We start from the raw sequence: 19,211 nt of genomic DNA, 5'->3' as shown, positions 1-19,211 counted from the left end.
CATGATTTATTCTGAAGAACACCTTCGCCTGATGGAGTCCATAGAGCGCTTCGTCGCCACCGAAATCGATCCGTATTCCGACGAGTGGGAGGAGGCAGGCATTTTCCCGGCCCACGAGTTGTTCAAGAAGCTGGGGAATGCAGGCTTTCTTGGCATCAACAAACCCGTCGAATGGGGCGGCTCGGGTCTGGATTTCTCGTACAGCGTGGCCGCTGCAGAAGCTCTGGGTTGTGTGCGCTCGCAGGGCACCAGCATGGGGATCATCGTGCAGACGGATATGGCCACACCCGCTCTCGCGCGCCACGGCAGCGACGCGTTGCGCAACGCTTACCTGAAGCCGGCCATCGCCGGAGACGTGGTCGTCAGCTTGGGTGTATCGGAGGCCGGTGCGGGATCGGACGTGGCATCGGTCAAGACGCGCGCTCGCAAGGATGGGGGCGACTACGTCATCGATGGCTCCAAAATGTGGATCACCAACGCCACGCAGGCGGACTGGATCTGTCTGCTGGCCAATACTTCCGACGGTCCGGCGCACCGCAACAAGTCGCTGATCATCGTGCCGCTACGCGAAAACGGCCGCCTGCGCTCCGGCATAGAGATGAACAAGATCCGCAAGCTTGGCAATTGGGCATCGGACACGGCGCAGATTTTTTTCGACAACGTACGCGTGCCGCAAGCCAACCGCATTGGCGAGGAGGGCATGGGCTTTGTCTACCAGATGGAGCAGTTCCAGGAGGAGCGCCTCGCCGCCGCTGCTCGCCGGCTGGGTTGTGAGCGGCTGATTGTGCAGGTGGCCGACTACCTGCGTCAGCGCATCGCCTTTGGCCAGCCGCTGCTGGACAACCAGTACATCCAATTCAAGCTGGCCGAGCTGCAGACCGAAATAGAGGCACTGCGCGGGTTGGTCTACATGGCCGCTCACCGCTACATGAGCGGCCAGGAGGTCACGCAGCTGGCTTCCATGGCCAAGCTCAAGGCAGGGCGGTTGGCACGCGAGGTCGCGGACTGGTGCGTTCAGTTCTACGGCGGCATGGGCTACACCTGGGACAACCCAGCCGCACGCGCCTACCGCGACTCGCGCCTGGGCTCCATCGGAGGCGGGGCCGACGAAGTCATGCTGTCCATCATTGCAAAGAAGATGGGGCTGGTAGCTGCGGGAAGTCGGAAAAGCTAATCAACAGGGAGCAGCTTGCAACTGTCAAATTGCCAGCAGCTCCTGTGAAGTGGTGGATGCGCCATAGCAGCCTATCGATGGCAAGGCCAGCCAGCTCCACCGCTGCGCCTACTTCGTCGCCTGCTGGATCAGTGCCTTGGCTTGGGCATCGGTGTCGGGGCCGGTCAGTTTGTTGGCGGCTTCTTTGGAGATGGTGGCGCCGGCTGCCATCAGGGCTTTGGCGGCGTCGTAGTTGCGCAAGATGAAAGCCATGCTCAGCGGCGTATAGCCTTGGGTGGTGCGGGCGGCCTTGTCGCCGCCAACGTCCAACAAAGCCTTGATGACCCGGGCCGGGCATTGCTGGGCGGCGGTGATCATGGGGCTGGCGTCGGGGTTGGCGGGGTTTACGGTGGCGCCGCCGCGTGCCAGCACCTGGATCATGGCAACAATGTCTTCCACCGGCACGCGGCCACCGGCGCAGGCCATGGCGGCCAGCTTGATGGGTGATTGTGGCAGGCTGGTCTTTTCGTTGGGGTTCACGCCTACGGCCAGCATGGCGCGCAGGTCGTCGACCCGGCCGTTCATGATGACGCCAGCCAGGTTGCCAGCCACGGGGTAGATGTCGTTTTCTTTGATGTATTCCTCAGCCTCGGCTTTGGACATGGGGGCGGTTTGCGGATTGGCTTGTGCTTGTGCACCTGCGGCCATTGCGCCGACAAGCAAGCTGCCCACCAGGGTGCGGAGCAGGGCGTGACCGAGGGCTTGTGGCAAGGAGGTGGCTTTGTGTGGTGGCTTCATGGTGCTCACTTTTTGGTGTTGGAGTTGGCAGGCAGTTTGTTGTCGATAGCGCGCTCCAGCGTGCGCTTCATCGCAGGGTCGGTGGGCGCTTCAAAGAACAGCCGATCTGCTTCTTTTTTGCTGATGCGTGCGCCTTGCGCAATCAGGGCGTCAGCGCTGGCCAGTTGGTTGGTGATCAGCACATAACTCAGCGCCGAGAAGCCTTGCGCATTGCGGTGGTTGGGGGCCGCGCCCATTTGCATGAGCGCTGTCAGCACGGCAGCCGGGCAACTGCGCGCGGCCTGAATCAGCGGTGTGTTGCCGGCATCATCGGTTTCGTTGATGTTGACGCCCGCTTGCACCAACAGCTTGGCCACTTCCACCACCTTGCCGGGATCACGCTGCCCGGATGGGTCGCGCATGCAGCCTGTCGCTGCGGCCAGTGTCAGCACGCCCAGGCCAATTTGGCCTTTGGGCACCGGGTTGACGCCTGCCGCCAGCAGTGCCTGTACCTGCTGCGGATTAGCACTGGACGCCGCCGACTCCAGCGATGTGCGGTTGATGGGAATGTGCTGCTCGTTGAGCCACTGCCTGGCAGCGGCTTCGCGTGCCGGGTCCAGCGGTGCAGCGGCAGGCGCGCTGAGGCGCCCCCGGCTGTCGCGCCGGCGTTGATAGTCTTTCAGCTCTGCGCCCAGGCTGCCGAAGGTGGCGGTGTCGCCGTCGGCCAGCACAATCGCTTTGTCAATGATGGGGTCGCGGGCGTTGACGTCGCGCAGGGTTTGCAGTGCTTGCTTGCGCACTGGTTGGCTTTGGCTGCTGTTGCGGGCCAGCTCCAGCAGCGGGTTTTGGGAGACGACAGGCAGGTGGATTTCTACCAGCTGCATATCGCCTTGCCCTTGGATTTTCCCCAGCTGAGATAGCGCTGCCATAACTTCCATGCGATCCGCATCGCTGCGTGCCGATTGCAGAGCTTGCACCAGATCGACGATGGTGCTGCGCACACTGGGTTCGCCGTTGGCATTGGTCTTGGCGGCTGCTTGTGCAGTTTGAAACAGTGCCTCGATTTGCGGTGATGCGTGGGCTGGCGCAGCGCAGTAAAGGCCCAAGCCCAGGCTGAGTGCAGCGGCGATGGAGCGCCAAGCAGTGAGGGATAGGGGTTGTGGCTCTCCAGATTTTTGGGGCATGAATTTATTTCTATTGATTTAAATTTTTAAAAAGTGTTTGGCTATTGTGTCATGTATTTTGAGAATCAATTGAATCCGTGGACCAGGCATATCGATACCTTAGGGCATGCGTCGCAAAGCACTTTCAGTGCCTGAATCCAAGGCATTCCTCAGCGGCAGAGCCGGAGCGAGCGCCCCGCGTCCCGCGCGTGACCGCCGCTGGCGTAGTCGCCTTGTCATACTGACCAGCGAACCGTGTTCCATTTGATCAGTGCTCGCCATGACTCCCAGCCCCATCTCTGTTTTGCCCCAGCAACCTCCAGCGCCCACGCCGTTCTGGCCGGGGCGGGTGCCGACGCGGCTGACGGTGCCGCAGACACCGGTGTGGGACAACCTGGTGGTCAATGCGCGGCGCTTTCCGGAGCATGCGGCGTTGGTGTTTTTTGAGCAGGTCATCACCTACCAGCAGATGCTGCAGATGACCGAGCGCCTGGCGGCGCATTTGCATGCGCAGGGCGTGCGCAAGGGCGACCGCGTGATTTTGCTGATGCAGAACTGCCCGCAGCTGGTGCTGGCGCATTTCGCCATCTTGCGGGCCAATGCGGTGGTGGTGCCGGTCAACCCCATGAACACCGCGCAAGAGCTGGAGCACTACATCAGCGATGCCGATGCGCGTGTGGCCATCACTACCGCCGATTTGGCCGCAGGGCTTGCGCAGGCCAGCAGCCAACTGCCTGCCGATGAGCAATTGCGCCATTTGCTGATTACTCGCTTTGCCGACGCCATGCCGGCCAATGTGGCGCAGCAGCCTGATTTTCCGCAGGCCTGGGCAAGCTGGTTGTTGGCAGAGCACGCGCAGCCCGATGCTGGCTTGCTGCCTTACGCCACGGTCGCCAGTTGGCAGCAAGCGCTGCAATGCCAAGAGCCAGCACCGGCGGCCGAAGCGGGCGCGCAAGACATGGCGATCTTGCCGTATACCAGCGGCACCACGGGCAAGCCCAAGGGCTGCATCCATGCGCACAGCCATATTCAGCATGCAGCCATGGCGGGCATTTTATGGGGGCGGCAGAACAGCGAATCGGTGAATCTGGTGGTGGCGCCCATGTTCCACATCACCGGCATGGTGTCGATCATGCATGTGCTGATTTGCGCCGCGGCCACCTTGGTGATCATGCCGCGCTGGGACCGCGCTTTGGCGGGCAGCCTGATGACGCGCTGGCGTGTTACGCACTGGGCGAACATCCCGACCATGGTGGTCGACCTGCTGGCCAGCCCGGCTTTGGAGCAGGTGGACAAGCGCAACCTGGTGTACATCGGCGGTGGTGGCGCGGCCATGCCGCAAGCGGTGGCGCAGCGCGTCAAAGAAGTGTGGGGCCTGGATTACATCGAAGGCTACGGCATGACCGAGACCTGCGGCGCATCGCACGCCAACCCGTACGAACACCCCAAGCAACAGTGTTTGGGTGTGCCGCATATTGGCATGCAGTCGCTGGTGATAGACCCTGACAGTTTGCAAGAGCTGCCCGCTGGCGAGACGGGCGAGATTGTGGTGCGCGGCCCGCAGGTTTTGCTGGGCTACTGGAAGCAGGCGGCCGCCACCGAGACGAGTTTTGTGCAGGTGAACGGTGAGCGTTTTTTCCGCACCGGCGATTTGGGTTACCGCGATGCGGATGGCTACTTCTTCCTGACCGATCGCCTCAAACGCATGATCAACGCCAGCGGCTACAAGGTCTGGCCGGCCGAGGTGGAAAGCCTGATGTACCGCCACCCAGCCATCCAAGAGGCCTGTGTGATTGCCGCCAAAGACCCGTACCGAGGCGAAACCGTGAAAGCCGTGGTGGTGCTGCGGCCCGCGCACCAAGGCCAGGTGACAGAGCAAGACATCATCACCTGGTGCCACGAACACATGGCCGTCTACAAAGCCCCGCGCATCGTGCAATTGGTAGACCAACTGCCCAAGAGCGGCAGCGGCAAGGTGATGTGGCGCTTGCTGCAGGAGAAAGAGCAGTAATTGCTGCAGCGCCGGCGATAGCTGTAACGCGCAGCCTGCTCAGGGCAGGTTTTCGCGGAAGATGATCTGGCTGCGCACGATGTCGACAGCGGTCATCAGGTCGCGGTGGTCGCGCAAATTGCAGATGATGCGGATGCAACTCATGATGATGCCCAGATGGCTCTGGGTGATGACCGCATCCATGGTGCCATTGATCAGCAGCGCACGCGTGTCTGGCGTCAGGCCATGGCCGATGAACACTACTTTCTGCTCCAGTCGTGCCTCTTGCAAAGCGCGGCCTACGCCATCGGATGAGCCGCCGATGTTGTAGATGCCACCTATGCGCGGATAGCGCTCCAGCAGCTCTTTGGTTTGGTGGTAGTTGCGCGCTGAGTCGTCATAGCTCTCACGCACTCCCACCATTTCCACTTCAGGAAACTGCTCGGCGTGCAGTTGCAAAAAACCGCGCTCGCGCTCTTCGTGCGCCAGGTAGTTGAGCGATCCCGCAATCAAGGCAATCTGGGTGCCGGCTTTGGTCCCCATGAAGCGCGCCAGCAGGTAAGCGGCGGTGCGACCGGCAGACCGGTTGTCCAAACCTACATAAGCAAGCCGTGCGCAATTGGCCAGGTCTGATATGACGGTGAGTACCGGAATGCCGCGTGCCGCCAGTTCGTTGACTGCTTCGCGCACCGCCGGGTGCTCCAGTGCCATGAAGGCGATGGCATCGACGCGCTTGCCCAAGCGCAACAAGGTTCTGGCGAGTGCTTCGGGGTTGAAGCTTTCCACGTAGTGCACTTCGCACTTTACGTTGAATGGTGCTTGATGGCTTTCTGAAAAACCGATGGTATCGGCCAGCATGCGCAAGTACGGGTTGTTTCCCTGCGGCAATACAAAGGCCAGGCGCCAAGGCGCTGCAGCCGTTGCATCAGGCAAGGCGTTGTCCGGCAGGTAGTGCAAAGCCTGGGCGGCCTTGAGTACTTTTTGTACGGTGACCGTTCGCACGCCCGGGCGTTGGTTCAGTACCCGGTCGGCCGTGGCGGTGGAGACGCCAGCCAGGCTGGCCACGTCCTTGATGGTGATGCGGCCGCTTGCGGACGGCGTTGATGGAGGCATAAAGACATCAAAAACAATCAAATGATGGGTTTGACTATAGCAATATAACTCTCTATCGTCACGGATACAGATGTAAGTAAAACATCAAATTCCATCAAAAAAGGAGACAGTATGCAGCACATCACGCGTCGTTTTGCCCTCAAGGGCCTGGCCGCCACCGGACTGGCAGGCGGCCTTCCTCTGATTGCCCGGGCGGCCGAGTTCTCGCTCAAGTACGGCAATAACTTGCCCATGAGCCACCCGTTGAATGTGCGTGCGCAAGAGGCGGCAGACCGCATCTTGAAGGACAGCAATGGCCGGGTGGAAATCAAGATCTACCCCAACAACCAATTGGGCGGTGACACCGACATGCTGGCGCAGGTGCGCGCCGGCGGGCTGGATTTCTTCACCCCTTCTGCTTTGGTGATTGCTACCCTGGTGCCGGTAGCGGCCATCAACGCCGTGGGCTTTGCCTTCAAGGATTACGAGCAGGTGTGGGGCGCCATGGATGGCAAGCTTGGCGCTTTGGTACGCGCGGAGATCGCCAAGCGCAAGCTGTACGCGTTTGACAAGATGTGGGACAACGGCTTCCGCCAGACCACCAGCAGCAAGGTGGCGATCCAAAGCGCCAAGGACATGGACGGGTTGAAGATTCGGGTGCCTGTCAGCCCCATGCCGATCTCGATGTTCAAAGGCTTGGGCGCTGCTCCTGCCAGCCTGCAGTTCTCCGAGGTCTACTCCTCGCTGCAAACCAAGATTGTGGATGCGCAAGAGAACCCGCTGCCGATTATCGAAGTGGCTAAGCTGTACGAGGTGCAGAAGTTCTGCTCGCTGACCAACCATATCTGGGATGGCTATTGGTTCATCGCCAGCGGTCGCACCTGGGGTGGCTTGCCGGCAGATCTGCAAAAGGTGGTGAGCAATGCCATCAACGATGCAGGCCTGGCGCAGCGTGCAGACATCAGCAAACTCAATGCCTCGGTGCAAGCCGGTTTGGCAGCCAAGGGCTTGCAATTCAACCAGCCCAATGCGGATACCTTCCGCGCTGCCTTGCGCGATTCGGGTTTTTACAAGGAATGGCAAGGCCGCTTCGGCACGGAGGCTTGGGCCTTGCTGGAGCAAGCGGTAGGCAAGCTTGCCTGACGTCGTTCCGCCGCCGGTCTTTCCCTTGACTGCTCCAGCAGGTTGGGGCGAAGCGTGGCGGTGTCAGCCTTTCTCTTGTTGCACTTGCTGAGCACGAGCAATGCTTGCCCGGCTCGGGAGATGCATTGTTTCTTCTCTTGATGGATGCCCATGTCAATTTCTGCATCTACTGATCTGGCGGATGTCGGCCGGTCCCCGCCTGCCAATTTTCTGAGCCCATGGGCGCGCCGCGTGGACCACTGCCTGGGCCTGGTGCTCGAATTTGTGGCCGCAGCCTTGGTGGTGGCCGAGATCCTGGTACTGTTTGCCGGCGTGGTGGCCCGCTATGTGTTCCATGCTCCGCTGGTGTGGTCGGACGAGCTGGCTTCTTTGCTGTTTCTGTGGTTGTCGATGCTGGGCGCGGCGGTGGCATTGCGCCGTGGCGAGCATATGCGGATGACAGCGTTCATCAACAATGTGCGACGCGACAGGCGGGCGGCGTTGGAGGCGTTTGCGCTGGCCGCTTCGCTGGCATTTTTGGCTTTGGTGCTGTGGCCTGCCATCGAGTACGCGCAGGAAGAGGTGTTCATCACCACCCCGGCTATGGAGTTGAGCAACGCCTGGCGTGCTTCGGCTTTGCCGGTGGGCATGGGCTTGATGGCTGGTATTGCCGTGTTGCGCCTGCTCATGCAAAGCAGCTGGCGCATGGTGCTGACGGCACTGGTAACAGTAGCGGTGCTGATGCTGGCGTTCTGGTTGGCGCAGCCCTTGTTCAAGACCTTGGGCAAGCTCAATCTCATCATCTTTTTTGTACTGGTGGTGGCGGCCACGGTGTTTGCCGGTGTGCCGATTGCCTTCTCTTTTGCCTTGGCTACCTTCGGCTACCTGGCCTTGACCACGAATACACCGATGCTGGTGATGGTGGGGCGCCTGGACGAGGGCATGTCGCACCTGATCATGCTGGCGGTGCCGCTGTTCATTTTTCTGGGCGCGCTGATCGAGATGACTGGCATGGCCAAAGCGATGATCCAGTTTCTGGCCAGTTTGCTGGGCCATGTGCGCGGCGGTCTGTCTTATGTGCTGATCGGGGCGATGTACCTGGTCTCGGGCATCTCCGGCTCCAAGATTGCGGACATGGCGGCGATTGCGCCCGTGCTTTTCCCCGAGATGAAAAAGCGCGGAGCCAAGGAAGGTGATCTGGTGGCGCTGCTGGCGGCCACCGGGGCGCAGACCGAAACGATTCCGCCGTCTATCGTGCTGATCACGATTGGCTCGGTCACTGGCGTATCGATCGCAGCCTTGTTCACCGGTGGCATGTTGCCGGCTGTGGTGTTGGGGCTGGCTTTGGGCGTGGTGGTGTGGTGGCGTTACCGCAAGGAAGACCTGAGCCAGGTGCAGCGCTTTACGCGTGCCCAGATTGGCCGTTTCTTTGTTGTGGCCTTGCCAGCTTTGGCGCTGCCTTTTGTGATTCGTGCTGCCGTCGTCGAAGGGGTGGCAACGGCTACCGAGGTATCGACGATTGGCGTGGTGTATTCGGTAGTGGTGGGATTGCTGGTGTACCGCCAGTTTGACTGGCGCCGGCTCAAGCCGATGCTGGTCGAGACTGCCTCGTTGTCGGGGGCCATCATGCTGATTGTGGGCTGTGCCACTGCCATGGCCTGGGGGCTGACGCAGTCGGGCTTTTCGGCCGATCTGGCCCAAGCCATGACCCGCATTCCCGGCGGCACCTACGGCTTTTTGGCGGTGTCGATTGTCTGCTTCATCGTGCTGGGCAGCGTGCTGGAAGGAATTCCTGCGATTGTGCTGTTTGGCCCCTTGCTGTTCCCAATTGCGCAGCAGGTGGGCGTGCACGAAGTGCACTACGCCATGGTGGTGATTTTTGCCATGGGGATCGGGCTGTTTGCGCCGCCTTTCGGCGTGGGTTACTACGGCGCTTGCGCTATCAGCCGCATCAACCCCAATGAAGGTATCCGGCCTATCGGTGGCTACATGCTGGCCTTGTTCATCGGCTTGCTGGTGGTAGCCGCCATTCCGTGGATCTCGACTGGTTTTCTGTGATTGGTTTTTCGGGGATTTTTACCCCGCCTTTGGTGCGCGCTGCGCAGCCTCTCTAACAACGAAAGATATGCAATGAGTCGCTTTTTGGGTGAAATTCGCCAGCTGGGCTATGTGGTCAAGGATATTGAAGCTGCGATGGACTATTGGAGCCAAACTTTGGGCGTGGGTCCCTGGTTCTATAACCCTCGGGTGCCGATCGAAAACTATGTTTACGACGGGCAGTCTTACCAGCCTCACAACTCGGTGGCGCTGGCCAACTCGGGCTATGTGCAGGTGGAGCTGATCCAGGTGCGTAACGACGTGCCATCGATGTACCGCGATTTCTTGCAAGCAGGGCGAACGGGCTTGCAGCATGTGGCGTACTGGACCACCAACTATGACCAGGATTTGGAGCGCCTGCTGGCCCAGGGCTTCCAACCCAAAATGGGCGGCGAAGTGGGAACGAACGGACGCTTCATCTACTTCGATACTGAGTACCACCCTGGCACGGTGATCGAGCTGTCCGAGGTGATGGGTCCCAAGGGCCGCATGTTTGACCTGATTCGCGAGGCATCGCAAGGCTGGGACGGAAGTGATCCCGTGCGGCCTTTTCCCGATCTGAGCAAGCTGTGAAAGAGGTCGCGGTGAACGATTCCCAATTTACAGCCCGCTATCTGATTGAAACCCCGCTCGCTCCCGAGTCCGTTGCCGAGGTGATGGCTGGCGAGCAATCCTGCGGCACTTTTGCCCGTGTGACTGGCGAGACCGAGGAGTTGCGTGCCAGAGCGCGGGCCACGGTGCTGAAGGTGGAGCAACTAGAGCCGCTCGCGCAGTCCAGCTTGCCCAACGCGTGGCTGGCACGCCAAGGCCATGGGCAAGCGAGGCAATGGAACAGGGCCCATGTGGAACTGTCTTTCCCGATCGCCAACGTGGGTGCTAATCTGCCGACCTTGCTGGCCACGGTGGCGGGTAATTTGTATGACCTGGGCGAAGTCTCGGGCATGAGGTTGGAAACGCTGGAGTTGCCCGCAGTTTACCGCGACCAGTTCCAGCTGCCGAGCATGGGCGTGCAAGGCACGCGCGCCAGCATTGGCGCAGCTAGCGGCGCGCTGGTGGGCACGATCATCAAACCCAATGTGGGACTGTCGGCCGGGCAAACGGCCGAGCTGGTGCGGCAGTTGTGCGCTGCTGGCGTGGATTTCATCAAGGACGACGAAGTCTGCGCCAACCCGGCGCATGCACCATTGGCAGAGCGGGTTCCTGCAGTGATGCAGGTGATTCGCGAGCACCGTGATCGCACCGGAAAGCATGTGATGGTGGCCTTCAACATCACAGACGAGACTGATGCCATGCGCCGCCATGCCGACCTGGTGCAAGCTGAGCAAGGCAGTTGCGTGATGGCCAGTATCAACTGGTGCGGATTCTCTGCCATGCAGAGCCTGCGGCGCCACACGCCATTGGCGGTGCACGCGCATCGCAATGGTTACGGTGCCATGTCGCGCCACCCGGCCTTGGGCATGGGCTTCCAGGCTTACCAAAGCCTGTGGCGGCTGGCCGGGGTGGACCATGTGCATGTGCACGGCCTGCAGGGGAAGTTTGCGCAGGCCGATGAGGAGGTGCTGCATTCTGCGCAGGATTGCCAGCGCCGCCTGTCTGCTCGTGCTGACGACCGCGTCATGCCTGCTTTCTCATCAGGCCAGTGGGCCGGAACGGTAGCACCGACCTGGGCTGCGCTGCGCAGCGAAGATTTGCTTTTCATGTCGGGCGGTGGCATTTTGGCGCATCCTGGTGGACCGCAGGCCGGTGTGTTGAGCATTCGCCAGGCATGGACGGCAATGCGCGAAGGTGTGGAGTTGGAAGCGTTTGCTCGCCATGCGCCTGAGTTGGCACAAGCCATGGCTTTCTTCGGCGTCAGGGGGTGATGGGTGACTGTGTCGCAACCATCCACATCACTCAACGCCCAACCTGCAGCCAGCGCTGAGCCGCGATATGTCTGGTACGGAGACGATTTCACCGGAGCCACCGATACCTTGGCGACGGTGGCTCGCGCAGGCTTGCGCACGGTGCTGTTTTTAGGAGTGCCCACACCTGCACAACTGGCCGCTGCCGGGCCACTGCATGCGATAGGCATCGCGGGTGCAGCGCGAAGCATGGATGCGGCTCAGATGGCTCAGGAGCTGGCGCCGGTTGCCCGATTCATGGCACAGAGCGGGGCCAGGGTGCTGCACTACAAATGCTGTTCCACTTTTGACAGCGCTCCACATGTAGGAAGCCTGGGTCAAGCGCTGCGTGTGTTGAGCCACGAGCGCTACCACCCGATGCGAGCGATTGTGGGTGGACAGCCCAATCTTGGACGCTATTGCGTTTTTGGCAATCTCTTTGCGCGTGCCGGGCACGATGCAGCGGTTTACCGCCTGGACCGGCATCCGACCATGAGCGTGCACCCGGTAACGCCCATGGGCGAGGCTGATTTGCGGCTTTATCTGCAGCGCCAAGGTTTGGCGGATATTCGCCTTTTGTCATTCAATATGCACGCAGAGCCGTTGCATCCCGAAGAGAGAGCTAAGCAAGATGCAGCTTGGGATCAGTGGTTGGAGACGGAGTACAAGAATGCCAACGAGCAGCCGGATGCAGTGCTTATGGATGTGAGCGCGGAGTCTCAGTTGGCAGCCATAGGGCGCTTGTTGTGGCGACAGGCTGCGCGTGCTCCGGTGTTTGCTCTGGGCCCCAGCAGCGTGGCGCAAAGCCTGATTGCGGGCTGGCGCAGTACAGGTGAGTGGCGCAGCAACGCTGAAACCACTTTTCAGACACTGGCGCCAGCGAAGGGGCCCGTCTTTACTTTTGTGGGGAGCTTGTCACCAGTATCGGCGCAGCAACTGGCAGCGAGCCGTTGCTATGAGCACTATGAAGTAGACATTGAGCAGTTACTCAGCAAGCCAGGCTATGGTGACCAGTGTGTGCAGACCTGGGTAGGAGCTTTGCTGCAAGGCCGCTCGGTCATGCCGCATACGAGCCCGCCGCGCTGCGCACTGACTGCAGATCTGACTGCGGGTGTAGCGCGGGCTTCGGCGCAACTGCTGGCAGCTGTCGTGCGCGAGATGGCATTGCGCGGCCAGCCTCTGCGCCGGGTTGGAATTGTTGGTGGGGATACGTCCAGCCACGCTACCCAGGCTTTGGGCTTGTGGGGTTTGGTCTATCACAGCAGCTTGGCGCCAGGGGTCACCATGAGTGTGGCTCGCAGCGATGACTCGCAGATCGACGGTCTGGAGCTGATGCTCAAAGGTGGGCAGATGGGGGACGAAGGGCTGCTGGACCGGCTCGTGACAGGCGGCATGCTGAGCGCTTGACACTTGTTGGGGCTGGGCAGCGGGCGTGTTCTTACACGCTGCCCGCCTTCTCCACCACCAGAATCCGTGCTTCACCTTGCGGGTGCGCCACATGCTCGCAGCCTATGCCGGCGTAGAAGATGTCGCCGGCCTGCAAGAGGGCTTGCTTTTCTTCACCTGCTTCGCGCCAGTGCATGAGCACCGTGCCTTGCATCACCGCAAAAACTTCCTCGCCGTCGTTGACGTGCCAGATGTAGGGCTGGTCCGTCCAGTGCAGGCGCACGCTGGTGCCGTTCATCAGGGCGATGTCTTTGGCGCCCCAGGCGCGCTCGGCGCGAAAGTCTTGGCTGCGGGTGATGTGGTGCATGGTGCTTGGTGCTCCGGTGGTATCAGCCGCGTTTGCCGTATCAGGCGGTAGCGCCCAGCTCTTGTGCAATGGCTTCGATCTGTTCGGACAGCTCCAGCCAGCGCTCTTCCAGCTGCTCGATGCTGCTGTTGACCGCGCTCAGCTGTTTGCCGGCTTCCACAATGTCAGCACCGGCGAGGCCGGGCGTGGCCAGCTTTTCTTCCAGCGCACTGCGCTCGGCGTTGAGCTGCGGCAGCTTTTTGTCGATCTGTTCCAGCTCTTTTTTGAAGGGCTTGGTCTTGTCGGCCAATTGCTGGCGTGCAGCGGCGGCTTGACGGCGCGCCTCCTTGGGGTCGGTAAGCGTTTCGGGCTTGGACGCAACTGGTGCCGGCGCGGCGGCAACCGGGGCTTGCACGGGCTCGGCCTGGTGGCCGTGCGTGCCATGGTCGGCCGCACGTGCTTCTTCGCGCAGGCGTTTGGATTCGTCCAGCAGGTAGCGTTGGTAATCGTCCAGGTCGCCATCGAAAGGGCCGACCTTGCCACGGCCCACGAGCCAGAAGTCTTCGCACACGGCGCGCAGCAAATGGCGGTCGTGCGAGACCAGCATGACGGTGCCGTCGAAATCGTTCAGCGCCATGGCCAGCGCTTCGCGGGTGGCCAGGTCCAGGTGGTTGGTTGGTTCGTCAAGCAGCAGCAGGTTGGGGCGCTGCCACACAATCATGGCCAGCACCAGGCGGGCTTTTTCGCCGCCGCTCATGCTGCCCACGCTTTGCTTGACCATGTCGCCGCTGAAATTGAAGGTGCCCAGCCAGTTGCGCAGATCTTGCTCGCGGCTTGCAGCGGGCGCAGCGGCGCCCAGTTCTTTGGCCAGGCGCACCATGTGCTCCAGCGGGTTTTCGCCGGGGCGCAGCACGTCCAGTTCTTGCTGGGCAAAGTAACCAATGTTCAGGCCCTTGCCTTCGGTGACCTTGCCAGCCAAGGCTTTCATCTCGCGGGCAATGGTCTTCACCAAGGTCGATTTACCTTGGCCGTTGGCACCCAAGATGCCGATGCGTTGGCCCGCCAGCACCGAGCGGTTCACGTCGCGCAAGATGACGGTTTGCTGCTCTTGCTCGTCCACATAACCAAAAGCCGCGTCGCTGATCGCCAGCATCGGGTTGGGCAGGTTGGCGGGTTCCTTGAACTCGAAGGTGAACTCGGCTTCGGCCAGCACCGGGCCGATTTTCTCCATGCGCTCCAATTGTTTGACCCGGCTTTGCGCTTGCTTGGCTTTGCTGGCCTTGGCTTTGAAGCGGTCGATGAACTTTTGCAGGTGCGCCATCTTCTCTTGCTGCTTGGCGTAGCTGGCCTGCTGCAGCTCCAGCTGCTGGGCGCGCAGTTCTTCAAAGCGGCTGTAGTTGCCGCCGTAGCGCGTGAGCTGGCCGCCCTGGATTTGCAGGGTGACGTTGGTGATGGCGTCGAGAAACTCGCGGTCGTGGCTGATGGTGATCAGCGTGCCGGGGTAGCGCTTGAGCCAGGCCTCCAGCCAGACCAAGGCGTCCAAGTCCAAGTGGTTGGTGGGTTCGTCGAGCAGCAGCAAATCGCTGGGGCACATCAGCGCGCGCGCCAATTGCAAGCGCATGCGCCAGCCGCCGGAGAAGCTGTTGACTGGGTGTTCCAGCTCGGACACCTTGAAACCCAGGCCCAAGATCAGCGACTGCGCGCGCGAAGTGGCGTCGTGCGCGCCCGCGTCTGCCAGGTCGACGTGGGCTTGTGCAATGGCCATGCCGTCGCCAGAAGCCTCGGCCGCCGCCAGTTGAGCGTTGAGTTCGCTCAGACGGGTGTCGCCATCCAACACGAACTGCGTGGCCGATTCATCGGTCTCGGGCATGTGCTGGGCCACCTGGGCCATGCGCCACTGCGGCGGGATGAAGAAATCGCCGCCGTCCTCGGCCAGGCTGCCGTTGAGCAGGGCGAACAGGCTGGATTTGCCCGCGCCATTGCGGCCGACCAGGCCGACCGATTCGCCCGGGTTGATGGTGGTGCTGACCTGGTCGAGCAGGACTTTGGTGCCGCGACGCAGCGTGATGTTTTTTAAGCTAATCATGACTGGCGCTGATTATCGCCGCGCCGCTGTGTCGTTGCGCGCTGGCGGGTCTATGGCGGTGCTATCGCTGTCAGTTGTGTCATTAATTACATCATTTGTAATTAAATGTTTTATTGACTTTGGCTTGTTGGTAGAAAAAAACTACGCTCGACGGCAAATATGTACCGTTTGTCCGCATGGACGGTACATGCTGCACTGTAATAGCTAAAGTTTCTCAAAACGTATTGATCTATAGCAGGTTGATCGAAGAAAACAGGGCCGTATTGCTTGAATGCAGGCCAAGAGGAGGGGCGGTAGACGCAAAACCAGAGCGCGCCGCAAGAGGAACCACCATGACATCAGTCGCTTTCACTGTCGATTCGCCAGCCGCAGCACCACTGCCGCGCATGCGTTGGCGCATGGAAGATATTTCCTATGCGCAGATCGACCGCTCGCTTATTGAAGGTGATGAAGACCTGTTCTATTTGCTGATGAGCGCATCGTTCATCGAGACCGGCTCGGACACCTACGCCGCCAATCTGGGTGAGCACTATGCAGGCTACCCCGAAATCCAGCACTGGCTGCAAGGCGAGTGGGAGCACGAAGAGTTGCAGCACGGCGCTGCCTTGCGCCGCTACGTAGAGACAGTCTGGCCCAGCTTTCCCTGGCAAGAGGCCTACGACAGCTTTTTTGCCGAGTACTCGCAGTTGTGCACCGTGGAAGAGCTGTTCAGCGACCGTCGCCTGGAAATGGTGGCGCGCTGTGTGGTGGAAACCGGCACTACCGCTTACTACCACACGCTGCGCGAACTCAGCCACGAGCCGGTGCTGACCCAGCTGCTCAGCCAGATCCGCAATGACGAGATCGGGCACTTCAAGTATTTCCTGGCGGGCTTCAAAAGTCTACAGCAGCAAGCGCCGGTAGGGCGCATGCGCATTGCTGGCACTTTGTACAGCCGCCTCAAGGAGCTGCGCGACAGCGATTCCGACGTTGCCTTGCGCCACGTATTTGCCCACAAGGGCGAGCTGTTCAGCCAGCCGCAGCGCGAATTTACCGATGTGGCCAAGCGCGTTTACCGCTTGATCAGCACCGGCCTGCCGGCCGACCTGGCCGTGCGCATGTTGCTCAAGCCGCTGCTGTTATCACCAAAAGTAGAGAGCTGTTTGCGTGCGCCTATCAGCAAGTTTGCTTGCAAAGTGATGGCGTACTGAGCTTGTTTTGTGGCAGTAGTTTTTGGTAAGTGCATTGAATTAAAAGGGAATTTTGTTCTTATTGCTGAATAGTCATCATTGACAATGTTTTATTTTTCTATTGAGTAGAGCTATTTACCAAGTTTGTAAGATGCGTTAAATTAATTGCCATCCTGTATTGATTCGTAAAGTCTATCAACCATGCTGAAACATCAACCTAGCCTTCAGTCCTGCTTTCTGACCTGCCAAGCGCAAGGTAGTCGTGCTTGCATGCGAAAGACAGGGGCGCTTCAGCGGGGCTTCACGCTGATCGAGATCATGATTGCGGTCGCCATCATCGGGATCCTGATGGCAATCGCACTGCCGAGTTACAAGGATTACGTCAAGCGCGGGCAGATCGTCTCTGGCCTGGCGCCGTTGGCGGACATGGGCGCCAAGCTGGAACAGTATTTTCAGGACAAGCGCAGCTACGAGGGGGCATGCAGTGCTGATACGGTGGCGCCGTTGCCCAGCAATCCGCTCTTTACCTATTCCTGCACCTTGGCAAAGACCAGCTTTTCGGTGACCGCCACTGGAAGCGGTGCCATGAGTGGGTTTGCATTTACCTTGAACCAAAAGGGCGACCGCGCCACAACAGGTGTGGCGGAAGGCTGGACAGCGAACGGCAGCTGCTGGACGCTGCGCAAGGACGGGAGTTGCTGATGAACACCGATCCACGCCAGCCTGATCCTCGGCAAAAGGGATTTTCGCTGATTGAACTGATGGTGGGTTTGGCCATTATGTCGGCGCTATTGATGATCGTGATGCCCAGTATCAAGGTCTACTTGCTCGACTCCAGGATGCGTGCGGCCGCACAGGCTTATTACGACGGAATCCAGTTGGCACGAACCGAGGCGCTGCGGCGAAATACCAATGTGACCATCAGTCTGACCGATGGTGGCAAGGGCTGGAAGGTTTCGGCAGGCAATGAGGAAATATCCGTCAAACCCCCGGAGTCCTCTAGTCGGCTGAGTATTGAAGCTGACAAAGATTCAGTGGTTTTTAATAGTTTGGGCACAGCTTCTGTCGATAACACGGTGCATTTTTTGCCTGGCGATAACGGCCAGTGCGTGGCCGATGGCGGGAAGCAGCGTTGCCTGAATGTCCGTGTATCCATCGGCGGCCAAGCCCGCGTGTGCGATCCATCCATTACCGAGGCAGGGGACAACCGAAAATGTTGAAAAACCGTTCCAATTCCCGCCAAGCCGCTTTGTTAAAAAAATTGGATTCATCCAATAAGCAACGGGGCGTGATGATTATTGAAGCTATGGTTGCTATTTTGCTGGTCATGCTGGGCATGCTTGGTATTGCAGGATTGACTGCGAAGTCAACGACCATGGCTGGCCAGGCGCAATACCGAACCGAGGCTGGCATGTATGCAGATCAGATTGTTCAAATGATTGCGTTACGCGTGGATCGCTCATCCAATGCCAGTCTGGCGACTTCACTGCAGGCATTCGAACACCAGGCCACCGGTGGCGATGCGGAATCCTGTGAGTTCAGCGGTTCTGCAACCTCGGATACAGCCTTGTCTGGTGTGTTAAAGGCCGCTGAGGGGCAACTCGATGGTGTAGCCGGCTTGCCAGGCGCTACCTCGAAGGGCCAGCAGGTGCGGGTAGAGACAAATAACAACTTGAATCGGGTGACCGTCACTCTGTGCTGGCAAGGGCCTGGAGATGCCGCGCAGCGAAACTACCAGATTCAGGCATTTGTGCACTAAAAAGGTAAAAAAATAGAAAGCGCATTAGCTATGAGCACGCTGACACCATTCACACGAAGCAAGCGCGCCTCCAAGGCGAGCATGCAAGGCTTTTCCATCATTGAAATCATGGTGGGCATGGTTATTGGCTTGCTGACTTTGTTGGCCATTTATCAGTTGTATACGACCTCTGAAGGGCGCCGCCGTACGGTGGTGTCCACCAGTCAAGCACAAAGCACTGGCGCCTTGGCTTTGTTTGCGATTGAGCGAGATATTCGCTCCGCCGGGATTGGATTTGCCAGCATGGATACGGCTTATTTGGGTTGTTCGGTGCAGGCCTCCAACTCCAAGCGCAGCCCGGTGGCATTCCAGTTTCCATTGCAGCCAGTGCAAATTATCAATGGCAATGAGCTGCGCGTCTTGACAGGTTCGTCCGGCAATATGTTTGTTGGTGCTCGTTATTCGGCCAGCAATGGTGGTGAATTTTCGATGTTAAAGACCAATGCGGGTTTTCAGGCAGGAGACATAGCCATTGGTACCAGTGATACAGATCAAGGCAAATGCCTGATGATGGAGGTGACACGTGGTGTTGGGGCCGTTGTTACTCAGCAAGGAGGGGGCGCCCCGGAGCCCTATTTGGGAGTTGACCATAAAGTGGCCGGAACTTACACCAATTACTACACCGGTGCGAATGCGGTGGCCACGCATAATGGCAGCCAAAATAATATTTTGGATGGAGGCGCCAGCGCTTTGGGTGAAGGGTTTTTGTACAGCCTGGGGCCCACGCCAAGTTTGAATGTATGGAGTGTCAGCAATAACCAGTTGATGCGCTTCAATTGGCTTGAAGAAGCGACCAATACCAAAAACATGGCGGTAGCCGAAGATGTGATGCAGATGGCTGCTGAATATGGTTTTGACAGCAATGGCAATGGTGTGATCGATGGCACGGATGAGTGGACGGCGTCTGACTCGTCGATTGCAACACCCAATCTGAGCAAGGTTATTGCGGTGCGAGTGGCAATACTGGTGCGCAGTTCCCAGTTTGAAAGGGACGCCGTTACCACCGAGGCACCCCGTTGGGCCAATGGCAACAAAACATTCAGCATGGGGGCGGGATCATCGGACTGGCAGCATTACCGCTACCGCGTTTATGAGAGCGTGATTCCACTGCGCAATACGATTTGGGGGCAAATGAAATGACGGTCATTCATT

The 19,211-nt window shown here is 59.5% G+C and carries 17 protein-coding genes; 12 read left to right on the top strand and 5 right to left on the bottom strand.

The window, feature by feature from the left end:
• Position 1 precedes the first annotated feature (1 nt).
• Positions 2-1,174, top strand: a complete 1,173-nt coding sequence (locus tag ACFIQF_RS00135; protein ID WP_393939038.1) for an acyl-CoA dehydrogenase family protein — start codon at positions 2-4, stop codon at positions 1,172-1,174.
• Positions 1,175-1,282: 108 nt separating this feature from the next.
• On the opposite strand, the gene ACFIQF_RS00130 is transcribed toward ACFIQF_RS00135, so the two are convergent.
• Together ACFIQF_RS00130 and ACFIQF_RS00125 are read right to left on the bottom strand one after the other, a co-directional pair.
• The gene (locus ACFIQF_RS00130) at positions 1,283-1,951 is read right to left on the bottom strand and encodes an ankyrin repeat domain-containing protein (RefSeq protein ID WP_393939036.1); all 669 of its coding nucleotides are present in this window, start codon (positions 1,949-1,951) and stop codon (positions 1,283-1,285) included.
• Between the two features lie 5 nt (positions 1,952-1,956).
• A complete protein-coding gene (locus ACFIQF_RS00125) occupies positions 1,957-3,114 on the bottom strand; it encodes an ankyrin repeat domain-containing protein (RefSeq protein ID WP_393939034.1) in 1,158 nt (385 codons plus the stop codon).
• 259 nt (positions 3,115-3,373) lie between these two features.
• Between ACFIQF_RS00125 and ACFIQF_RS00120 the strand changes: the two genes are divergently transcribed.
• The gene (locus ACFIQF_RS00120; RefSeq protein WP_393939032.1) at positions 3,374-5,104 is read left to right on the top strand and encodes a long-chain-fatty-acid--CoA ligase; all 1,731 of its coding nucleotides are present in this window, start codon (positions 3,374-3,376) and stop codon (positions 5,102-5,104) included.
• 39 nt (positions 5,105-5,143) lie between these two features.
• On the opposite strand, the gene ACFIQF_RS00115 is transcribed toward ACFIQF_RS00120, so the two are convergent.
• On the bottom strand, positions 5,144-6,196 hold the full coding sequence (locus ACFIQF_RS00115) for a LacI family DNA-binding transcriptional regulator (RefSeq protein ID WP_393939031.1): 1,053 nt from the start codon (positions 6,194-6,196) through the stop codon (positions 5,144-5,146).
• Between the two features lie 111 nt (positions 6,197-6,307).
• Between ACFIQF_RS00115 and ACFIQF_RS00110 the strand changes: the two genes are divergently transcribed.
• The 5 genes from ACFIQF_RS00110 to ACFIQF_RS00090 all read left to right on the top strand — a co-directional run bounded on the left by ACFIQF_RS00110 (position 6,308) and on the right by ACFIQF_RS00090 (position 12,681).
• Entirely contained in the window at positions 6,308-7,318 is a 1,011-nt protein-coding gene (locus tag ACFIQF_RS00110; protein ID WP_393939029.1) for a TRAP transporter substrate-binding protein, read from the top strand.
• A gap of 150 nt (positions 7,319-7,468) precedes the next feature.
• Positions 7,469-9,355 carry a TRAP transporter large permease gene (locus ACFIQF_RS00105; RefSeq protein WP_393939027.1) on the top strand — a complete coding sequence of 629 codons (1,887 nt, stop codon included), beginning with the start codon at positions 7,469-7,471 and terminating at the stop codon, positions 9,353-9,355.
• A 72-nt stretch (positions 9,356-9,427) separates the two neighbouring features.
• Positions 9,428-9,967, top strand: coding sequence for a VOC family protein (locus ACFIQF_RS00100; RefSeq protein ID WP_393939025.1), 540 nt, complete (start codon positions 9,428-9,430; stop codon positions 9,965-9,967).
• Between the two features lie 11 nt (positions 9,968-9,978).
• Complete coding sequence (locus ACFIQF_RS00095) at positions 9,979-11,256, top strand: ribulose-bisphosphate carboxylase large subunit family protein (RefSeq protein ID WP_393939023.1); 1,278 nt, start codon at positions 9,979-9,981, stop codon at positions 11,254-11,256.
• A gap of 9 nt (positions 11,257-11,265) precedes the next feature.
• Positions 11,266-12,681 (top strand): four-carbon acid sugar kinase family protein, encoded by a 1,416-nt coding sequence (locus tag ACFIQF_RS00090; protein ID WP_393939021.1) that lies wholly within the window; start codon positions 11,266-11,268, stop codon positions 12,679-12,681.
• A gap of 31 nt (positions 12,682-12,712) precedes the next feature.
• Here ACFIQF_RS00090 and ACFIQF_RS00085 read toward each other — a convergent pair whose 3' ends face one another.
• Complete coding sequence (locus tag ACFIQF_RS00085; protein ID WP_393939019.1) at positions 12,713-13,027, bottom strand: cupin; 315 nt, start codon at positions 13,025-13,027, stop codon at positions 12,713-12,715.
• Positions 13,028-13,067: 40 nt separating this feature from the next.
• The gene (locus ACFIQF_RS00080) at positions 13,068-15,092 is read right to left on the bottom strand and encodes an ABC-F family ATP-binding cassette domain-containing protein (protein ID WP_393939017.1); all 2,025 of its coding nucleotides are present in this window, start codon (positions 15,090-15,092) and stop codon (positions 13,068-13,070) included.
• Between the two features lie 332 nt (positions 15,093-15,424).
• On the opposite strand from ACFIQF_RS00080, the gene ACFIQF_RS00075 reads away from it, so the two are divergent.
• From ACFIQF_RS00075 to ACFIQF_RS00055, 5 genes are all read left to right on the top strand, one after another.
• Positions 15,425-16,282, top strand: a complete 858-nt coding sequence (locus tag ACFIQF_RS00075; RefSeq protein ID WP_393939015.1) for a ferritin-like domain-containing protein — start codon at positions 15,425-15,427, stop codon at positions 16,280-16,282.
• 249 nt (positions 16,283-16,531) lie between these two features.
• On the top strand, positions 16,532-16,963 hold the full coding sequence (locus ACFIQF_RS00070; RefSeq protein WP_393939013.1) for a type IV pilin protein: 432 nt from the start codon (positions 16,532-16,534) through the stop codon (positions 16,961-16,963).
• Positions 16,963-17,481, top strand: a complete 519-nt coding sequence (locus tag ACFIQF_RS00065) for a GspH/FimT family pseudopilin (protein WP_393939011.1) — start codon at positions 16,963-16,965, stop codon at positions 17,479-17,481. Before ACFIQF_RS00070 ends, ACFIQF_RS00065 begins: the two co-directional genes overlap by 1 nt.
• Positions 17,475-18,020, top strand: coding sequence for a hypothetical protein (locus tag ACFIQF_RS00060; RefSeq protein WP_393939009.1), 546 nt, complete (start codon positions 17,475-17,477; stop codon positions 18,018-18,020). Before ACFIQF_RS00065 ends, ACFIQF_RS00060 begins: the two co-directional genes overlap by 7 nt.
• A gap of 30 nt (positions 18,021-18,050) precedes the next feature.
• Positions 18,051-19,199, top strand: a complete 1,149-nt coding sequence (locus tag ACFIQF_RS00055; protein WP_393939007.1) for a PilW family protein — start codon at positions 18,051-18,053, stop codon at positions 19,197-19,199.
• Positions 19,200-19,211: the final 12 nt, after the last annotated feature.

The organism is Comamonas trifloxystrobinivorans, assembly GCF_043359985.1.
GTDB classification, from domain to species: Bacteria; Pseudomonadota; Gammaproteobacteria; order Burkholderiales; family Burkholderiaceae_C; genus Comamonas; species Comamonas trifloxystrobinivorans.
The sequence above is the reverse complement of the archived record's forward strand: the minus strand, read 5'-3'. Positions and strand labels throughout refer to the sequence as shown.